Origin of the sequence: Enterococcus rivorum (assembly GCF_001742285.1) — a bacterium.
In the GTDB taxonomy this organism is placed as follows: domain Bacteria; phylum Bacillota; class Bacilli; order Lactobacillales; family Enterococcaceae; genus Enterococcus_L; species Enterococcus_L rivorum.
In genome coordinates this window covers 1-19,205 of sequence record NZ_MIEK01000056.1, presented here as the reverse complement: position 1 = coordinate 19,205, position 19,205 = coordinate 1, and the positions used below count along the sequence as shown (strand labels likewise).

Sequence of the window (19,205 nt, the reverse complement as noted above, 5' to 3'; positions counted from 1 at the left end):
ATATATAAAAACAATGACTGTAAGACAGATGGATAGAGAGGTGTTCTTTTTGAAAGAGCATCTCTTTTTTTTGTTATATCAACAGTTATGCTACCCCTGTCGAATAATTTTGACTGATTTTATTAATTTTGGGAACCGGTGGATGGGGTCTACTGTCCAAATATATGCGATGAAAATTTTTACTAGGGGGTGGGGGGCTTAACAGAGTGTGTTTCTTTATGTATAATTTGAGTTGTGAGGAGGAAGAATATGGATATTAAATATTGGATAAAATTCATGCTTGGTGTAATGTTTTTTAGTTTAATTTTTGCTTTATTAATAATGCTGATTCCAGAATTAGCTATTATAAGCGGAACACCTGATGGCTGGTTGGGTTATTGGGGAGGGATTATTGGTTCTTCTTTAGGAGTATTTGGAGCTTATCTAGTTATGAAAAATCAGCTTGATTTTGAAAAGAAAGAGACCAAAAAAGAAAAAGAGGCTAATGTTTTAATGTCTAATACTAGTATAAAGAAAGGTGCAATGCTAATAGATAGCTACTTTGATAAAGAGAAAAAAGAGATTTTACGAGGAATACCACTAGTCAATATTGGCGCTACAGCTATTTCTCATATTGAATATTCATTTAGTATCATTAATTTTGAAGATGCCACATCAGATTATTTTTCTGGAGGAGAGGAGACGAGAATTACAGAAGGTTTCAATCCATATACAAGTTATTCTGGTTTAGATAGCGTTCTTAGTGTTAGCCCAATTAAACTAGGAACAGGTGATGGTTTTATTTTAACGTTATCTGATGGTAATGAACATCAGAGCATTAGGTATGATACATCGAAATCTAGTGGAACAATCCCAGTATTAATGCCAGGTAATATTTCCTATATAACTATTCCCAATGAAATTGTAGGATTATATATATATCATATGGTTTGTTTTATGGTTGCACCTACTGTGGACTATGATGATATGGACCCCAGTGTAGGAGGGTATCCACAACTGAAAATTGATGTAACCTTTTTAGACTATTTAAATGTAAAGCATAAAAGAAGTTTTGAGGTATATTCAAAAAACTGGAACTTTGATGATTATTCTTTTGATCTTCAATCAAAAGCTATTTAAATATACATATATGCCCTCATGAATGATAGAAATGTGTACCTATTTTTGTAGTCAAAAATATTTTTAGGCTCATTGTCAACTAGTGTTGGTAAAGAAAAATCAATAGAATAGTGTCAAGGAAGAACAAGTATGCAGAAGAGATTATTTCTCTACAGACTTGTTCTTTTTCATGGGATTGAAAAGGGTGGTTCCTAGGGTTGATAGAATTCTCAGTTTGAAGTTATAGAAGCTTCTAAAGCCATACGCATTTCGTTTCAATACTTTAATGTGATTATTCAAACACTCTAAGGGACCATTAGAGTAGGGGTGTTTAAGTGCGTTTAAAATACCTTACTGATACTGTTTAAACGTCTTAATGGTTGTCGCGTATTTCTCTGGTAGGTGAGAATAGTTTTGTTCTAAAAGCTCTTGAAACCAGTGAGAATCTTTCGTCCGAATCGCCGCTAGAAAGTCTTGATAAACCTCATATCCTTGCTTGAGCTCTGGGCTATAGGAAAGCAAGCGGTCAACGACTTCTGATTCGGTCAAATGCGCCCTAAAATTAGGATGCCAAACCTGTTTTTGACCTTCTAAATGCCAAGCATTTTTTTGAAGCAATTTCCAATACTTCTTTAAATGCTTGTAGTGTTGTTTTTCTTGATAATTTTTTCGATTCAGCTGATTCATCTGTTGGATTCGGTGCGTCAGAAAGGTACGTCCAATATGTTGAACAATATGAAAACGATCAATGATCAATTTTGCATTGGGAAAAAGTTTTTTTACAAGAGTGACGTAAGGCTTATACATGTCAATGACAATATATTGAACGGTGGCTCTTGTTTTATAAGCATAGGAATAAAAGTATTTTTTCAAAGAGTTTAGTTTTCGATTCTCTACAATGTCCAGTAACTGCCATGTTTGTTCATCCATAAAAACAAAGCTCATTGCCCCAGAACTTTCTTTCACAGACTTAAATTCATCAAAACAAAGAACGGTAGGTAGTGTCTTTTTCTTTTGAGGGAGCGGTGTATAGTATTCTTTTAGAACCCGATAGATAGTGGTTATAGAGACATGTTTGGTTCGAGCAATCCCTGTCATAGAAGTATTTTCTTTCAGTTTCTCTGTAATGGAGACATTTTTCAGGAAAATACGTCAGAGTACCACTATAAACCTTACAACTATCTTCGCCTATTTTCTCATGGGTCAAACAATTTTCAGTAAAAATAAGGTTTAGGTCTAGAATATCGAGGGTTTCTTTGATAAGATTTGAGAGAGACATCTTCATTCCTCCTATAGATCGGTTTTCGTCGACTTTATTCTACAGGTTTTGAAGATGTCTGTCTTTTTTTATGCAAAAAAGTGCTGGCGACATCTGTCACCAACACTAGATATTATAGAGCCCTTAATGGAGAAAGTATTTGAATAATAAATTTTGTGAGATGAAAGCGGAAATACTTTGAATGAGGTATTTCTGTTTTTTTTATTGTCCAAAATAAGACTTTGAAACGAATAAAGATTATGAAGTAAATGTTTTAATTATTTTAATTGACCTTTGCAAATTGTGATATAATTTTAGGTGTACATATATGTAGATAAAAATTCTAAATAGTATTGCATTTAATTTACAGATAACTAAAAAACAGGAATGATAACGCTTTATTTTTGTGTAAAGGAGATTATATGAAAAACATATTCGAAGTAGTTCCAGCAAATTTTTTTAGTGTATTGAGCAGTGAAAACAGAGATGAATATAATGACTGTTTGCTTACCTATGCTATATTTTTGGGAGGTTTTTAAGTAATGAAGAAAATAATGCCAGCCAATTATTTGACAGTAGAAAATTTTGAACGTTATAGACGAATTATGGGGCGTTTTTATCAACGACATCGGCAAATGCAAGGCTCCTTATATCGACCAGAAGTGATAGAAATGATGCAGCAGGACTATTCGGAAGATTATGGCGCATTAGAAGTTGATCAAGATTTGGAAAATTTAGTTTCGTGGGGAAATTTAGAGAAGCAGCAAGAGATGATCCAACCTCGATCTATTGAAGAGTGGCGTAACAAAAATTTCCGTTATCAAATCACTGAAGCGGGTGTATTGGTGGAAGAAATGGTCTATCAAATAACACATTCTAAGCAAGTTTCAAAAGGGGCGCTAGATGAAGGGGACTTCCGTAGATTATTACAATTATTAACGGATTTAATTAATAATGCTGGAGATCCAGTAGAATTATGGTTGGACATTCGTACCGAGTTTGGGCAGATTCGTAAAAAAACAGCAAATTACATCCGCTATATTACAAGTCCGGAAGTTGATAGTCGAATGAAGACAGAGGCTTTTCTCATTTATAAAGATAATTTCATGAATTATTTGCGGGATTTTATTGTTAGTGTACAAAATCTTTATTTTCGATTTCAAGAAGTGATTCTAAAATTTTCAACGATCAATCAGCAGGGGTTAATTGCAGGTTTATATTTAAAAGAACAAGAAGTTCCCATTTTTGATGGAATAACTGAAGCAGAGGTAGCTGATCAGGTAGTTGGGGAAATGAATGCACTTCATGATTGGTTTATTGGCAATGGGCAACGCCCTAGTGAATATGATAACTTGATGGAGCAAACCAATCAAATGATCGCCAAAATCACGAACTTGATTTATTATTTTGGACAGGAAATTAGGCAATATCAAAGTCGGAAAAAGGATTATCTCCATCTAGCAAGTTGGTTTTCCAAAGTAGAGGATTTGTCAGAAGCTCAGAAAATGTATGCTGGAATTTTTGGTTTAGAGCATACTCGTCATTTTTATGTTACTGAAGGTATGGATGCAACAAGTAATCGGGAAAATAGTTGGACATTAACGCCTGGGACTCTTTTTCTTAATAAACGGGGACATGGAGCGCGTCAGGAACGGAAAGCTTCTAGCTTCAAAATGAATGTAACCGCTCAGTTTGAAGTACAAGAGCAGTATCGTCAGAAGGTATTAGCGCAGCGTGAACGGATTGATAGCTATTTCAAGGAGGGCTTACTTGATTTTTCAACGCTTGATCGATTAGATACTGGAGCTCGTCAGATGTTTTTAAAATGGATTAGTAGTGCAATTTCAATGCAAGTACCTAATCATCAGAAGATAGAAAAAATAGTACAGCAGACAATCGTGACTGAATTAGACTTTGAAGTTACGATTAAAATCGATTTAAGTCAAAGTATTGAAGTAGCATGTGTTGATGGTCAGCTAACCATGCCTCATGTTGTGATGGAAAGGGTGGAAGAATGAAACCTGAAGAGTTTGGACTGGCAGTAAAATTGTTAGTTGAAAATTTTTGGATTATTCGAGAAGATCAACCTGAAAACTACAACTTTTTACGTCGTCATCAGCAGTATATTCAACGAGAATTTCGGCAACGTTTTGGGTTAAATTTTACGATACGTCCTCAATATATACAAGTGCTAAAACGTCCATTTCAATTAGAAGCATGGATGGGCAATCATGAATTCATTATGCCTATGGATTTTTCTTTATTTTGTTGTGGTATGGCTTATGTAGAGGAACTGGAAACAGATGCGCCTTTTATGATGCATGAGTTGGTACAAGGCATTCAATTGATGATTCCTGAAGCGTTGATTATAGATTGGACAAATTACAATCATCGTAAAAGTTTAGTGCGAGCAGTAAAAAAAATGGAGCAATTACGGTTAATTAAGAGAATTGAAGGAGAAGTGTCAGATTTTGAGCAAGGGGAAGACAACACAGAGATTTTATTTATGACGACACCAATGGCTCGTGCTTTTTTGGCAAGAGCACCACAGTCTTATACACAGTATGAGTCCTTTAATGAATTTAAAAAAGATTTAGAGGATAGTCGTAGTAGTTTAGAACGGAATCAAGTGATTTATCAACGATTGTTAATGACACCTCAGATTAAGCGAACGGTCCAAAATGAAGATATTTTTGCTTTAATGAGAAATTATTATCGATATACTCAGGAATATGTTGAAAGCAATACACCCTTTCATTTTGAGCTTTATCGAGATTATGCGGCCTTTACATTGGAACAGCGAGATAATTGGCAGGAATTATTCCCTAGTAGACAAGTAGTGGATGAGATTTTAATACAATTAGCCACGATTTTACGCCAGAATGAATTCGTTCCAACAGCTTACGGAGAGATCTACCTGGCAGAGGATCAATGGTATAGGCTTGTAAAGGAGCTGCAAGTAAATTATTGCATCTTTTGGTCAAAGGAATTTAAAGAGAAGTCTTTAAGTCAGCTATCTGACACTTTATTTCATCGAGGCGCTTCATGGGGGATGTTTGAGTGCATAGAAGATAAGATAATTATCCAACCGGCTTTCGGTCGTTTGGTAGCGGAAATGAGGAAAGAAAATGACGAATAGATGGGTAATGAATCGAGTTGGCTTGTTAAATTTTTGGTATTACACAGAAGAAACTTTTGAATTAGCAGAAGGCCGAATGCTCCTTAGAGGGACAAATGGGTCAGGAAAGTCATTGACGATGCAAAGTTTATTTCCAGTGCTATTTGATGGAGACACCAGTGCCTATCGTTTGGATTCTTTTGGTTCCAGAGATCGAAAAATGGAAGATTATTTGTTAGGTGAAAAAGGTGTATCTCAACGAGATGAGGGGATAGGCTATCTATTTTTAGAAGTAAAACGGGAAGTTAGAGAGGAATATTTGACCGTTGGAATTGGGATGCATGCGAATCGAGGGGGGAAACTCACAAAATGGTTTTTTGCTATTGAAAATAATCAGCGAGTAGGCAAAGATTTTGAGCTTTATGAAGAACTTCATCGAGATGAATTGACGCCTTTAACCAAAGCAAAATTAAAGAATCGTATAGCGGGAAAAGGCCGCATTTTTGAAACACAAAGAGAGTATAAGCAATTTGTTAATCAGCGGATTTTTGGTTTCGATCATTTAGATCAGTTTGATGAATTGATTACGTTATTGTTGCAGCTACGTTCCCCAAAACTATCTAAGGATTTTCGGCCATCTGTGATTTATGGCATTTTGCGTAACTCTTTACCAAAAATGAAAGAAGACGAATTATTGACATTGTCGAAAACGATTGAAAAACTAGATCTTCATCGAGAACGTTTGGAGGATTTAACCCGTGAAATGAAAGAATTGAATTCTTTTGCTAAAAATTATCACAATTGGCATGATGAGTTAGTCTCTCAAATTGCTGGAAAGTGGTACCAGCTTTTTAATGATATGAAACAATTAGAGAAACAAGTTGCTGAACTTAAACAACAATTGGAAAATCATAACATAGATTTATTGAAAAACAGGAAGAATTTTGAGAGAAATGAGCAGGAAGTAGAGGCCTTGACGGCCACTATCTCACAATTAAGTCAGCACGAAGGAATGAATTTAGTCCATCAGGGGTTAGAACTCAACAAGCGACTTACTCAAACATCAGAGGATTTAGCTTATACGAAAGAGCAATTGGTGAAAAAACAACAGATAGTGAAAGAGCAACAAATGGAATTGGAAAATCGAAAATATTTACAGGAGGAGCTTTACAATGATTTAGAAGAACTCATTCAAGATAACCAACAATATCTTTCTTATTTGCGTTTTGAAGAGTTAGATAGTTCCTATTCAGAAAAGTTGCGTACAACCATTACAACCTTTGAACGAAAATATTGGTTAGAACAAGTTCGTCAAAAACAAAGTCATTTCCGTAAAATATTGCAAATGTTATCGAAATTGGTCCATTTAGAGAATCAGAAGGTGGATCTGGAACGCTTGGTTGGTAATGTGCAGCAAGAACTGGATGAGTTACAACGAGATCTTCGGCATTGGCAACAAACACGACTCGATGAGCTAGAAAAGTGGAAATTAGCGATTGATGCCTGGTTGACTAGGTCTCCCTTTCAATTATCAAAGAATCAATATCATGATTTGCTTTATTGCATTGATAGTTTGTTGGAAACAGAAGAGCGTGAGGAAGTTGTTCTATCTCCTTTGACAGATTCTTATCAGGAGACGTTGAAAAAGGAGCAATTAGAATTAGTACCTTTGGAATCTCGTTTAGAAGAAAATCAAACTAAAATTGAGTATATTCAACTGGAGATTGAAGAATGGAAGGAGCAGAAAGCGCCAAAACCGTATCAGAATGAAGGGCGAAAAAATAATCGAAAGAGCTGGAGTGAGGCTGCCAAGTATGTTTTATTTTATGAAGGAGTAGACTTTCAAGCAAATGTAACAGAAGAAGAACGAAATCGCATCGAAGGAGCTTTATTCACGTCAGGTATTTTAGATAGTGTCATTAGTGAGGAATCGTTACAATTGGCAGATGACTGGATGATTAAATCCAACCCGCAGTTAATGTCTTCTACTTTAGCAAGCGTTTTGACTGTAAATTCAGATTTGCCTCTTGAGTTGCAGAGTCAGGTTGCAAATGTGCTAGATAGTATCTTTTACAATGAGATGAACCCGATGATAGACTTACCAATAATACATCAAGATGGCCGTTTTCAGATTGCCAACCTTAGTGGTGAAATGCCTGTTGATTATAAGGCTTCCTTTATTGGTGTTGCCAGTCAAGAACGATATCGTCAGGAGCAAATTGAGAGACTGAAAACAGAGATTCAGCGATTAGAAGAAGCAAATCAGGAGCTTTCTACTCAAATTAGAGAACAAAAGCATAAGCTTAAATTAATTGAAGAAGCTTATCAAGAGCGTCCTAGAGGAACAGAAGTGTATCAAACATATATGGAAACAAAAAATTTGGCGCTAGCATTAACAGTTAAGGAAAAGGAATTAACAATTAAAAATGCTGAATTAGGTACCTTGCAGCAGCAACTTTTAATGATGAAGACGCAAATAACGGAGAAAGCAGCTGGGGATAAACTAAATCAAAAAGAGGAAACGTATGAAGAGGCGTTACAATATGCACTAAACTATGAACAGAACCTTCATGAGGCTTTCAGTAAATCATCAGAACTCGATCGGCAACAGGAAATGTTAGAGACCATTGTTTCCCATGTTAGTAACTATCAAGAAGAAGAGCTTAGTTTGTTAGATAAAGTGAGTATGTTAATAGGTGAAATAACTAAATTGGAACGACTGATTAAAGAGAATGAAACACAGCAGCAAATCATTAATGTTGCTGAACTTACTGCTAAATTGATGGCAGCAACAGAGGAGCAACGGCAGTACCAACAAGAAATCAAACAGTTAAATCAAGAGCAAATTAAGTTAGAAAAGGCTAGGACAAAAATTACAGGGAATATAGAGCATGAAGACCTTCGCTTGGTTCAATTAATCAAGTTAGAAAGTAATTGGCGTGCTTTATTTGAAAAAGAGCTACAAAGATTCAATCTTCCAAGCACGGATCTGTTAATGATTGCTAAGGAGCAAGGCAAAGAATTAAATGTTAAAGATTTGAAAAGGTTAGAAGATCGTTTTTCGAATCAGTTTAGTTTTATCGCAGATCAATTACAGAGTTATCGACCTGAGTTGGTGAATGTTAGTGGTGTGGACTTGTCAGCGGAAGAAGAACAAAGACTGGGCGAATTTGCTTCCTTTAATCACAATAAGGAACCAAGATTTTTAGAAGATGGACAGCTAACCACAACTAGTGAGTTACTGGAGCGACTGAGAGAACAGCGTTTGACATTACGAGAGTTATTGAAGATGGATGATGAGCAACTCTTTAAAAAGGTTATTTTGGAATCTGTGGGAAAAGTCCTTCGGATCCGCATTCGGCAAGCCCAGCAGTGGGTAGCGCAGATGAACGAACTGTTGCAAGAACAAAAAAATTCTTCAGGATTATCTTTAAGTATTTGCTGGAAAGGAGTTTCTGCTAATTCTGACCATGATCTTAGTACCAATCAACTTGTTCGCCTATTAGAAAAACCAACGGAACTCTTGTCAGAAGATGATCGAGAGGTAGTTTCTCGCCATTTTCAGGAAAAAGTTCGTTTAGCTCAAGAACAATTACACAATGAACCAGATGATCGAAGTACTTTATTCCAAGCCATTGCAAGTGTGTTAGATTATAGAGATTGGTTTGAATTTGAGCTGAAATATAAGCGGGCAAATGAAGGCTATCAGCCTCAACCATTAACTGATCGTCGTTTTAATCAATTCTCTGGAGGAGAAAAAGCGATAGCAATGTATTTACCGCTATTTGCTGCAACTTATTCTCGTTATGAAGATGCTGGAGAGCAATGTCCTCGAGTCATTACATTGGATGAAGCTTTTGCTGGAATTGATGATCAAAATATTGCAGAGCTTTTTAAAGCCTGTGAGCAGCTTAATTTTAACTATGTGATGAATTCACAGGCACTTTTTGGTGATTACCCTACCGTTTCTAAATTAGCGATTTATGAGTTGTTACGACCACAGAACGTCAATTTTGTTACAACAATCCGCTATTATTGGGATGGACAAAAGAAGCATTTGCTAACAGGAGGTGTGGAACTTGTCTGATCCTAAAGAATACTTTAAACAACCTGTTTTTCATTTGTTGGGTAAGGAATTATTGCGTCGGTACTGGTTGAAAGGAGCATTTGGAAATAGTGTTGGTTTGTCTCTTTTTAGTAAAGTTGACACTGATCCATTGCGATCTTTTCTTGGATTGACAGTACTTTCTTGGGATCAAAAGAAACGAATTCAGATTGTAGATTTAGAGCAAGCTTTTATAGAAAGTATTTTAGAATGGTCATTATCAGATTTTGTTGTTTTCATTACAAAGAAACCATTAACTCTAAAAGCAACGTTTGAACAGTCAGAAGCACTTGCTTTTGAACATTTTAAAGCAACTGTAAAAGCTATTGATGCTAGCTTTACCTCATTACTAACAGAGCGTCAACTGAAAGAGTGGTGGAAGAAGAAACTGCCGAATTTGCTTATCTTTAATCAAGTATCAAACGCTATAAAAAGCTTGCCTAAAAATGATTTTTTACGCTTGCCAGTATTTGCTTATAAAGTTACAGGTTTGCCACATGCATTTGATGAAAATAATGATGGCGGAGTGTTATTTTTACAAATGCTGACAGCAATGTCAAATCAACTGCTGGAGAATCAAATTGAACTGGAAAAAGCGGAACAACGTCATGGTTTACTAAATGAATTTTACTTATTGAAGGATGACATTATGAATTATGCAGCTATCCGAGGATTGACTGCACGAGATGCAAAAAATAAAGAAAATAAAATGTGGCGACAGGCTTGTATTGAAGGAATTAGTTGGAATGTTCCTTTAAAAGAAATTTTACGAATGACGACGATTCATCCCTATGTTGGTGAAAAGGTTTTGGTAGTAGAGAACTCTGGTATTTACTCGATTTTAGTGGAATTACTACCAGAGCTGCCAATTCTTTGTTCTAGTGGTCAATTAACCTTTGCTATTTGGCAGCTATTGCGTAAATTAGCAGCTACTGGAACCATTATCCATTATAGCGGTGATATTGATCCAGAAGGTCTAGGAATGGCTCAAAAATTGAAAAACACTTTTGATTCTCAATTAAAATTTTTAGGAATGAACCAACAAAATTTTAAATTAGCAAAATCTGATTTGACTATGAGTAACAGTCGATTGAAGAAGCTAGATAGCCTTAGGGATTATCAATTAGTAATGCTAGGAAAGTTGATTCATAAAGAACAAAAAGTTGCCTATCAAGAGGGCTTCTTACAAGAATTGATAAAACAGATTATTTGTGAGTTTAAAGATGAGACATAGTAGCGGTTAAGGTTATCATTAATAATCAGTGATTTAGTTTTTGATGTTTTGCTGGAGCTACTGATACCTCTTGTATTGAAACGTTATCCATTAATCAGGGGTATAAAATATTTTAATTATTTTTCTCTCCATCTTTCTTTTACTTATTGCATTTGTCTTTTGAAAAGAACTGTCATTCAAGTGGAAACTACTAAAAATTATATATGAATGAAAGTATGATGAATATGGCAAGAGATTTGGAAGAAAGTTTATATGAAAGAGAAACGAAAGCTGAACAGATTAGAGCTCTAGAGTTAATTGAAAGGGATGGTATTGAAGAGACTTATCGAACAACTAAAAGAATTACAAAGAATGATGATGAACTTTTTTTTGGTTGGGGTATGATTTTAATATTTTATTTAAAGAACAATTTCAATATTTACTGGAGCTTAGGATAAAATTAAGTGAAGAAATAAAAGAACTTGTTAAAGAGATACAGGAATTGGCTAGAACGTAAATTCTTATCATTCTTTGATGACAAAATATCTATCAAGCGTTCGCCCACGAAAGTCAAATTTTTATACACCGCAACTTACATCGGTTGACTTCAAAATTAATGAAAATCATTGAAATATTTAATTTCTTAAACTACCTAAACCCCTTGATATGACAGATATTTCAATCTGTATCAATCAAAAATCGGTATTGTGAGGCAGTGTGGGCTAACCATATTATATAGGCTAGGAAAGGCGATACAAAGCCAATCCTAGTCTTTTTTTGATGTTTAAAAAGCGAAAGGTCTGTGCTTTTGTCTGTGAATTGCTTTAAAATCCAACAAATTTAGAAGCGGTTTTTTCAGCTTCTTTTGGCATAACATGAGAATAGATTTCAAGCGTTATTTTAATATTTTTGTGTCCTAAACGCTCAATAACTTCTTTCACTAATATACCAGCTTGCAGTAATAAATTAGCGTGTGAGTGTCGGAAGTGGTGGGGGGGATTCTAGGTAGTTTGTACTTATTTATTACATAGTTCAGCCAATCATTTACCACTTGTGGCTAATGCAGTTCATTCCTGTCATTAGTGAAAACGTATTGATCCTCACTGGTTGTATTAAAGCCCATTTTGTAATAGTCTTGCCGTTGAAATGATCGCCAGTTCGATAGAATCTTGATTGTTTCATCATCAAGGCTTATTTTACGTGTACTAGAGGACGTCTTAGGCGTTTGAGCAACTACTTCAGTGTTTTCATCAAGCGCTAGCATTTTACCTATAGAAACGTTCTTATTGAACATATCAATATATTTTCATTGCAACGATAGATCTTCACTTTTACGAACTCCAGTAAAGGCTAATACACTAAAAAAGCCAGTTGTTTATAATTACCAAAGTCTTTTAAGCAATCAAAAAAATGAGCCATCTCTTCTTTAGTGCAGAACTGCAGCTTTTTTCTTCTTCTTTTTTTCGTGGAAGAATTATTTTACCATTCAAAGAGCCATAATCCTTGATAGAACAACATTCTATTTCAATGACGTACTTGATTGTAGTACTACAATCGGTAGGGGTGAAGTACTACAAAAGGTTGTACCCCTGAAAAATAAAACATGAGTATCTAAAATAAAAGAGAAGAGGAAGCAGTATGAATGAAACAACGGAATTTGACGACATTTTAGGCGAAGTGAAAAAAGAGAGGGAACTTGATCGAAGACATACAAATTTATTAATGAGCGAACATAATATTGATGAAACCAAGCGGAATGAATTAGAAGCCTTGAGCTACAAAGAACGTGAAGCAAAGGCTAAAGAACTTGCCAACTCAAAGGAAAGCTCACAGAAGCAAACCCCAGGACAATTAGGCAAGCGATTAGGACAAGTAGCCAAAAGTATTTTGGACAATAAAGAAAGTCATTACTTCAAAAATAATCAAAAAAATAGCTATTTCAATCAGGAAGACCAGAAAATGAACGAATCAATTAAAGAACAGCTAACGAAACAAATGAATATCCTAGTGGAACCAGAACAGAAATTAACCAGGATCAAAAATGAATTGGGCAAAGTGATCAGTGAGGGAAAAGCACTGGCGGAAGAAATTGAACAATTCCCATCTGCTGAGAAGCTGAAGAAACTAAGCGAATCAGAAAATGCTCGTAAGTATCTTGATACTCGTATCAAAACAGAGGAGAAAGCCTACAATGAGCTTAAAAGGAATCCTAGCATTGCGATTAAATCCATTGCGAATAATTTTATTAAAAGTGAAATAGAAAGCAGTGAACGTTTGGCAGCTAAGAAAAAGGAGCTAGACGAACGACTGCTGTAGCTTAAACAAGTAGTCAAGGAATACAATGAACTTTGGGTGGAAGAAGAGAGGAGCGCTATAGAACATCTAGCTGAATGTGATGTCGAGCGATTTATCGATCATTCAACTGGTCGCCCGTATCCAGATGTTTATAGCATTAGGAATAATCGCTACAGCATGGAATTCTTACATTCTGTGGATAGGGAGATTATGAATAGAGGGTTAAAAGAATAACTGATTCTTTTGTATAGAAACGAAAAGACACTTTAATGAGTTGGGTTTAAAACCTACTTGTTGAAGTGTTTTTTTAGATTAACTTATTTGTTCATCTAGTTTTAAAAAACGTCAAATAGCATGTCGATAGTAAACAAAATGGGAAACAGCATGATAAAAGCGCCAAAAATGAAAAATATGATTCCACTCATTTTCTTATTAAATTCTTTGTCAGCTTCAACTAAAACATGATACTTATTTTTAGGGTTATATAATAAAACAAAAGTTTCTCCTATTTTTGTTTTTGTATAATGTCCTATAGGAATATTTTTGAATCGGATGGGTCTATTAATGACAAAATCCTTTTTATATAATTTGTTATCAATCTCATATTCAACGAGGGATATACATTTACTATGACCGGCCTCTGTAGAATGTAAAGTTTGATGTTTTATGACAGTACCTATTGTTTTAAGTGAACATTTTTTAAAATTGTTTTTTCGAATGACAAAATTTAATATTCCAATAAAAAAACAAATGGAAGATAGTGAAAAAGATACGGCAATGACAATTAATGTATCAGACAAATTGTTTTCTCCTTTTGATTTATTTTAATTCCTTCACCCTGTCATAGTCATCAAAAAAGACTTCGAAATTAGATTTCTGATTAGTTGTCCAACTAGCAGTACTTACTAAATTACTTTTAAATTTACTGGCAAAAACCGGAGCTCCAAGAACTTTTTTTACATCTGTATAACTATTTCCAAGTTTTATTTTATCGATTTTATACTTTGATACTTTAACGGATTTATTAGAATTAAATAGCATTAAATTGAAATCTGAATACTCTAAAGCTTCTCCTATTTTTGAGATAGATACATGGTTATTACTTGATTCAAATTTGTAAGAGTGTAACATACTAATTAATTTCATTTGATAATACATAGAGTTATACGAAGTTTTGGAATAATCCGTTCGATAGAATATCCTCTCTATTTTAGTTAGTTCAAAAACCCCAATAAATAAAAAAAACAGTAAAACTAAACAAATGCCAATAAATTTCTTTTTAGTCCATTTTATATCCATTTGTCACTCTCCTTCTAAACTATTATTAATCACCTTTTCATACTACTGCAATCCTATTTTTACACCATCGTTCAAAATCAATGAATCTAAGATAGGTAGAACAATTTTTTTCATAGTATCAGTTTAGCATTAATTCTGGAAAAACTTGAAAATAGAAAAAAGTTACGATAAAATTAATAGATAAAATCATGAAGGAGAATGAAATGAAAAGGAAGATTGCTAAGGGATCAGTGCTTTTATTTTTAGTATTTTTTTTAGTGGCATGCGAAAAAGAATTGAGAGAAGTGAAATATAACTATAAAATTGGAAAATTTGAAATTAGTTCTACATATTTAGTTAGAGGTAACGAGATTACCCAACAGATATCAACTGTAACCGTTCCGTATTTCATGATGGATGTTTCTAATGAAGAAGAAGCAAAAGTAAAGATAGAATCAGTATTAGAGCTTGTTGCGAATGTCAAAGGGGTGGAGTACAAAGTTAAGTATGAAGATGTTAGAATTGTTCAGGAGTTTAAAATTGATTATTCTGAAGCTGATCCTGTAGAAGTATCAGAAATTACGGGAATAGCAGTATATCCTAATAATAGTGGGAAAGTAAATTTTGAAAAGACAGAGGAAATATTGTTAAAAGGTGGATATAAAAAAATAGATTAATAAACAAGTCAGCCACTAATCATTCTGAGGTTGGCTTTTTTTGTATTTACATCATAATAAATAGAACTCGAAACCATCTTTAGGCTCTCCTACCTCGTACCCCATTACTACAGATGCTTTCTTCTAGAAAAGTTCAATCCATTCATTCCATTCGTCCTGGGGAAGCTCTGCATAAAAAGATAGACCACTAGGCTCCACAGAAACATCTATCATTTTGCCATCAGTTCCATACCAAGTGGGAGTATTATCGATATAGCCATTCCAATTATGTTTTTCCATAAAAACTCCTCTATTTGTGTCATATTTAGTAAGTACTATTTTATATTGAATTTAGTTTTTTAGGAGTGCATTTTTATGATTAAATATTTTTTTGATTCTAAACTTAATGTAGTAAGAAGATAAAATAATGAAGAGGGGAATAAAATTCTCTTACAAAACTGTTTGGATTACGTGTAGCTAATTTTTGTACAATAAACTGTTTTTTTATTATCAATCATAAGTCATTGACATCACTTAAAGACAAATGTTACCATTTTATTACAAGTTCAAGCCTAGACATTATACTATTTTTAGCGGTTAAACAATCAAGCTTTGACAATAGAAAATCGAGGTATAAAAATTAATGTTTTTTTATTTGCTTGCATCTATAGAAATAGTACTTTTTACAAATATAAGGTGGCAAAGAACATTCTATGAGTCGGTTCTTCAAAAAGAGATATTGAGAATTATTAAAAAAGAGAGGAAGTAGTGTTAATAGTACGTTAGACAATTGGTGAAAGGCGTGAGTATATGGGGAAAATTGCTTCAGATATCAGTGCTGCTTCGGGAGCAGTCGCAGGAATAGAATCGGTAGCCGTATCAAAAGGAAAACAAGTTTCTTTCGGTAAAAGTACGATTAGTAGTATGAAACAAGGTAAAGAAGTGAATAATCAGTTGTTGACTAATTTGTCAGAATTAGTTGAATGTGTCAAAAAACAAAGTCAGAAATTTCCTGAAATTGCTGAAATCATGGCAATTGAAGATAGTAAAATGAAATTCTGAGAGGGGAACTATGGATAAGAATAACTATGACCAAGAACGAGCAAGGTATAATCGGCTGATTCTTGAAAATGAAAATAAGAGTGATTCATTGAAACAAGAGCAACGGAAAGTAGAAGAACATCTGTACCAATTAAAAGAAGATTTACAAAGAGGCTATCGTACCTTAACGATGTTGAACGAAGAGGAGAAGAGCACAGAAAATCAGAAGATACATCAGAATCAACAACAAGAAGACGAGCAAGAATACTTTTTTAGGCGACAGATACAAGGGCTGGAAGAAGCTTTTACGGAGAGCTATTCTTCTGCTAAAAAAGTCCTGGAAAAAGAAACAGAAGAACTCTACAGGAAACGAGGGGATATTCCTTGGGATTAATTTACTCCAGTTCTGATTCAGACCAATTAATGCAAGCCTTACAAAGTAATCTACAAGCTGGTAAAGAAGCGACACAACAGTTAAAAGCAGGCAGCCAAACCGTTATTTCAGCGGTCAATGGAAAGACACTTTCGGGTGCTGCTTATACCGCTGGTAAAGGATTATTTAGCGAGCTTGTTCTTCCAACCATTGGCAAAGTAACGACTGCCATGGGGGAAATAGAAGCCGACTTACAAGCCTATCGTTCTGCCGACGCACAGGTGGCCAGTGAAGGGCTTTTAGACGAAGACAAACTTATGCAACGGTTGGCAACGAAAAAAGCTATGAAAGCATCGGTAGACGCTTCTGCTTCCTTTGTGAGATCACTCTCTCGGAGCAATCCTGTCGCCAGTCTCTTAGATACCTTGTTAAATGCACAAGCTATGTTGAATCGAATGTCGAACGATTTAGACAACGATATTCGAGAGATTGAAAAGAAATTAGAAAAACTTCACAACTTTTCTTCTCGAACCAATGGTCTTTTTAGCAATAGTTTGAACGAAATGAAACTAGCTATGCAAGGGGTTCTCGTGTTAAACAATACTGTTGTTAATAGTGATGGAACGTATACGTTGCCTACTGGTGTTGATAAGAGTTGGTTTACTTCTACAAAAGGTAAAAGTCAGAAAGAAATCCAACAACAATTGGTATTATCTAAAGGAATGACAGGACTTCATTTACCGAAAGAAGCGCAAAAATATTACGAAGAAATTATGAGAAAAGCGTTGGAAAATGTTCCTCTGGAGAATTGGGAAACGGCGTTAAAAGAGTTAAATCAATTATTGATATTTGATGATGAGGGGAACATTTTACGTGTTTTACCAGTCAACATGGGTGCAGGTAATGGTGTAATTATCCTTAAAAATGGTGTCAATAATCCTGAATTGACAGCAATAGCCAATCGAGAATTAACTAAGCAACAACGAGAATTGTTGAATCAATCATTGTTACAACTGGCGACAGGAGTGACAACGGCTCTTACTGGTTTAGGTATTACAGGGTTAGATTTAGCAGGCACTTATTTCTCTGGAGGAACATTAGCATTAACAGGAATCACACAAGCTGGTGTCGTTGCAGGGACAGCTACAACAGGGGTAGGTCTTGCGATTGTTTCAGATGCCGTTAGCAAAATGGGTGTGGCTAACTCTAACGTAAGTTATAGCTTTGCGAATAATTATAATCAACAACTAAAAAATGGACATTTAGCAGGCCAAAACCACCCAACAACAGACGTTCCTTTTGATTCAGATGGTTTTCCCATCTTCGAATCTGAATACAAAATGAAATTAGATCCCGCTGATTTTTTAAAAACTAGAAAAACACATTTTAGTCGAGCTAGTAAGGATTTGTACAATCAAGCGATGAACGACAGCAACCTAGCGAGTAAATTTACAGCTGAAGAATTGGCAATTTTTAAGAAAGGTGGAGTTCCAGAAAACTATACTTGGCACCACCATCAGGACACTGGTGTAATGGAATTGGTTGATAGTCTGATACATGGAAAAACAGGTCATACCGGAGGCTTCAGTATATGGGGACGCGGAAACTAAGGAGGTAAACATTCAATGTCTAGTAAAATTATTTGGAACTTTTCCAAAGGGACTTTAACAGGTCAAGAGATTAGCTATGCTGAAAATACTTTAGGAATAAAATATCCACAAGATTACATCGAGGTTGTATCGAAATACAATGGTGGATTTCCTGAACCAGATACATTTGTTATAAATTCTAGAGAAGAAATGATTAATAATTTAATTAATTTGAAAGCTGATATCAACTATAACATTTTTCAAATTGTAGAGGCTGTTTCTGATAGACTTGTTAGTGGTATTATTCCATTCGGAAGAGATGCCGGAGGGAATTTAATTTGTTTTGATTATCGTTCAAGTCAAAATCCGACAATCGTATTTTGGGATCATGAAATAGCAGGAGGTGGCGACCTAGAGGAAGCCATTACACCTATCTGTGAGACGTTCACTGATTTTTTAAATATGCTACATGAAGCTTCAGAAGAATAATGATGTTCAAACGAGCGTAATTGCTGTTGTAAATGGTATTGAATTTTCTAAAATGATTAAACAAGTATTAAAAAGGGAGAGAACAAATATTGAAAAATATACAATCAATAGCATTAGAAAAATATAGCAGCAAGAAACTCTATGAAGAAGTAGAAAACGGAATATATAAAGACTTAAAAAATAAGCGATATGTGACTACTCTAAGGTTTGAACTTGAAGAAAATGAGAATTTTCAATATCCTTTGGAAGATATCCTTGATAAATTTTATGTTAATTGTACTGAACACATGGTAGAAGAAGGAAATGAAGTGGAGGTTGAACTTGAAGACGGAAATGATGATAATTTTGAAAGTCTGGATACTATAAAAGAAATAGTTGCATTGGTTGGTAAAAGAGTCTTTAATGAAAAACAAAATGGAGTCTTGAAGTTAGTGATAGCAGACAAATAAAAATAATTGCTAATAGTAATTTATTATCCTTCTTGGTATGAGTAGGTAAAAAGGAGTGTTTCTGTGAGTTCATATTATCATATTGTTAAAAAGGAAATACTAAAAAAGAAGCAATTTCTAGGGATTGATTTAAAGGTTTTTTATTATTTGATTTGTCAAATTAAGCTGGACAAATGCTTATCATTTACGTAACTCAAAAATACCTCTAATGGTGTCTGATACTTTAATGATTTTCTTGGTATA

The 19,205-nt window shown here is 34.6% G+C and carries 18 protein-coding genes and 2 pseudogenes; 14 read left to right on the top strand and 6 right to left on the bottom strand.

All coding sequences use genetic code 11. The annotated features are described in order from the left end of the window. Window positions 1-249 precede the first annotated feature (249 nt). Window positions 250-1,119 (top strand): hypothetical protein, encoded by an 870-nt coding sequence (locus tag BCR26_RS14875; RefSeq protein ID WP_069699759.1) that lies wholly within the window; start codon window positions 250-252, stop codon window positions 1,117-1,119. Between the two features lie 141 nt (window positions 1,120-1,260). On the opposite strand, the pseudogene BCR26_RS14870 reads toward BCR26_RS14875, so the two are convergent. Then, window positions 1,261-2,377 (bottom strand): annotated as a pseudogene (locus BCR26_RS14870) (ISL3 family transposase). A gap of 521 nt (window positions 2,378-2,898) precedes the next feature. Here BCR26_RS14870 and BCR26_RS14865 point away from each other — a divergent pair. The 5 genes from BCR26_RS14865 to BCR26_RS14845 all read left to right on the top strand — a co-directional run bounded on the left by BCR26_RS14865 (window position 2,899) and on the right by BCR26_RS14845 (window position 11,250). Next, entirely contained in the window at window positions 2,899-4,374 is a 1,476-nt protein-coding gene (locus BCR26_RS14865; protein ID WP_069699758.1) for a TIGR02677 family protein, read from the top strand. After that, window positions 4,371-5,495, top strand: coding sequence for a TIGR02678 family protein (locus tag BCR26_RS14860; protein WP_069699757.1), 1,125 nt, complete (start codon window positions 4,371-4,373; stop codon window positions 5,493-5,495). The genes BCR26_RS14865 and BCR26_RS14860 overlap by 4 nt, the downstream gene beginning before the upstream one ends. After that, window positions 5,485-9,561: a TIGR02680 family protein gene (locus BCR26_RS14855; RefSeq protein WP_069699756.1), complete on the top strand. Its 4,077-nt coding sequence runs from the start codon at window positions 5,485-5,487 to the stop codon at window positions 9,559-9,561. The genes BCR26_RS14860 and BCR26_RS14855 overlap by 11 nt, the downstream gene beginning before the upstream one ends. Beyond that, window positions 9,554-10,813 (top strand): DUF2399 domain-containing protein, encoded by a 1,260-nt coding sequence (locus BCR26_RS14850; protein ID WP_069699755.1) that lies wholly within the window; start codon window positions 9,554-9,556, stop codon window positions 10,811-10,813. The genes BCR26_RS14855 and BCR26_RS14850 overlap by 8 nt, the downstream gene beginning before the upstream one ends. Before the next feature lie 203 nt (window positions 10,814-11,016). After that, a complete protein-coding gene (locus tag BCR26_RS14845) occupies window positions 11,017-11,250 on the top strand; it encodes a hypothetical protein (RefSeq protein WP_069699754.1) in 234 nt (77 codons plus the stop codon). Between the two features lie 366 nt (window positions 11,251-11,616). On the opposite strand, the pseudogene BCR26_RS19030 reads toward BCR26_RS14845, so the two are convergent. Together BCR26_RS19030 and BCR26_RS19025 are read right to left on the bottom strand one after the other, a co-directional pair. After that, window positions 11,617-11,775: pseudogene (locus tag BCR26_RS19030) on the bottom strand (tyrosine-type recombinase/integrase); the annotation flags it as partial. A gap of 74 nt (window positions 11,776-11,849) precedes the next feature. Continuing rightward, entirely contained in the window at window positions 11,850-12,086 is a 237-nt protein-coding gene (locus BCR26_RS19025; RefSeq protein ID WP_069699753.1) for a site-specific integrase, read from the bottom strand. A gap of 344 nt (window positions 12,087-12,430) precedes the next feature. On the opposite strand from BCR26_RS19025, the gene BCR26_RS14835 reads away from it, so the two are divergent. Both BCR26_RS14835 and BCR26_RS18605 read left to right on the top strand, forming a co-directional pair. Next, window positions 12,431-13,108, top strand: coding sequence for a hypothetical protein (locus tag BCR26_RS14835; protein WP_069699752.1), 678 nt, complete (start codon window positions 12,431-12,433; stop codon window positions 13,106-13,108). 36 nt (window positions 13,109-13,144) lie between these two features. Next, window positions 13,145-13,321, top strand: a complete 177-nt coding sequence (locus BCR26_RS18605) for a hypothetical protein (protein WP_169818902.1) — start codon at window positions 13,145-13,147, stop codon at window positions 13,319-13,321. 101 nt (window positions 13,322-13,422) lie between these two features. Here BCR26_RS18605 and BCR26_RS14830 read toward each other — a convergent pair whose 3' ends face one another. Both BCR26_RS14830 and BCR26_RS14825 read right to left on the bottom strand, forming a co-directional pair. Further along, the gene (locus BCR26_RS14830) at window positions 13,423-13,887 is read right to left on the bottom strand and encodes a DUF3592 domain-containing protein (protein ID WP_069699751.1); all 465 of its coding nucleotides are present in this window, start codon (window positions 13,885-13,887) and stop codon (window positions 13,423-13,425) included. A 19-nt stretch (window positions 13,888-13,906) separates the two neighbouring features. After that, window positions 13,907-14,386 carry a hypothetical protein gene (locus BCR26_RS14825; protein ID WP_069699750.1) on the bottom strand — a complete coding sequence of 160 codons (480 nt, stop codon included), beginning with the start codon at window positions 14,384-14,386 and terminating at the stop codon, window positions 13,907-13,909. A gap of 188 nt (window positions 14,387-14,574) precedes the next feature. On the opposite strand from BCR26_RS14825, the gene BCR26_RS14820 reads away from it, so the two are divergent. Then, window positions 14,575-15,042: a DUF1307 domain-containing protein gene (locus BCR26_RS14820; protein WP_084387160.1), complete on the top strand. Its 468-nt coding sequence runs from the start codon at window positions 14,575-14,577 to the stop codon at window positions 15,040-15,042. Window positions 15,043-15,165: 123 nt separating this feature from the next. Here BCR26_RS14820 and BCR26_RS18600 read toward each other — a convergent pair whose 3' ends face one another. After that, window positions 15,166-15,321 (bottom strand): hypothetical protein, encoded by a 156-nt coding sequence (locus tag BCR26_RS18600; RefSeq protein WP_169818901.1) that lies wholly within the window; start codon window positions 15,319-15,321, stop codon window positions 15,166-15,168. A gap of 510 nt (window positions 15,322-15,831) precedes the next feature. On the opposite strand from BCR26_RS18600, the gene BCR26_RS14815 reads away from it, so the two are divergent. The 5 genes from BCR26_RS14815 to BCR26_RS14795 all read left to right on the top strand — a co-directional run bounded on the left by BCR26_RS14815 (window position 15,832) and on the right by BCR26_RS14795 (window position 18,962). Next, window positions 15,832-16,083: a hypothetical protein gene (locus BCR26_RS14815; protein WP_069699748.1), complete on the top strand. Its 252-nt coding sequence runs from the start codon at window positions 15,832-15,834 to the stop codon at window positions 16,081-16,083. 10 nt (window positions 16,084-16,093) lie between these two features. Beyond that, window positions 16,094-16,456, top strand: coding sequence for a hypothetical protein (locus tag BCR26_RS14810; protein WP_069699747.1), 363 nt, complete (start codon window positions 16,094-16,096; stop codon window positions 16,454-16,456). Then, window positions 16,447-18,045 carry an HNH endonuclease gene (locus tag BCR26_RS14805; protein WP_069699746.1) on the top strand — a complete coding sequence of 533 codons (1,599 nt, stop codon included), beginning with the start codon at window positions 16,447-16,449 and terminating at the stop codon, window positions 18,043-18,045. Before BCR26_RS14810 ends, BCR26_RS14805 begins: the two co-directional genes overlap by 10 nt. Window positions 18,046-18,060: 15 nt before the next feature. After that, window positions 18,061-18,513 (top strand): SMI1/KNR4 family protein, encoded by a 453-nt coding sequence (locus BCR26_RS14800; RefSeq protein ID WP_069699745.1) that lies wholly within the window; start codon window positions 18,061-18,063, stop codon window positions 18,511-18,513. A gap of 89 nt (window positions 18,514-18,602) precedes the next feature. Next, window positions 18,603-18,962 carry a hypothetical protein gene (locus BCR26_RS14795; protein ID WP_069699744.1) on the top strand — a complete coding sequence of 120 codons (360 nt, stop codon included), beginning with the start codon at window positions 18,603-18,605 and terminating at the stop codon, window positions 18,960-18,962. Window positions 18,963-19,205: the final 243 nt, after the last annotated feature.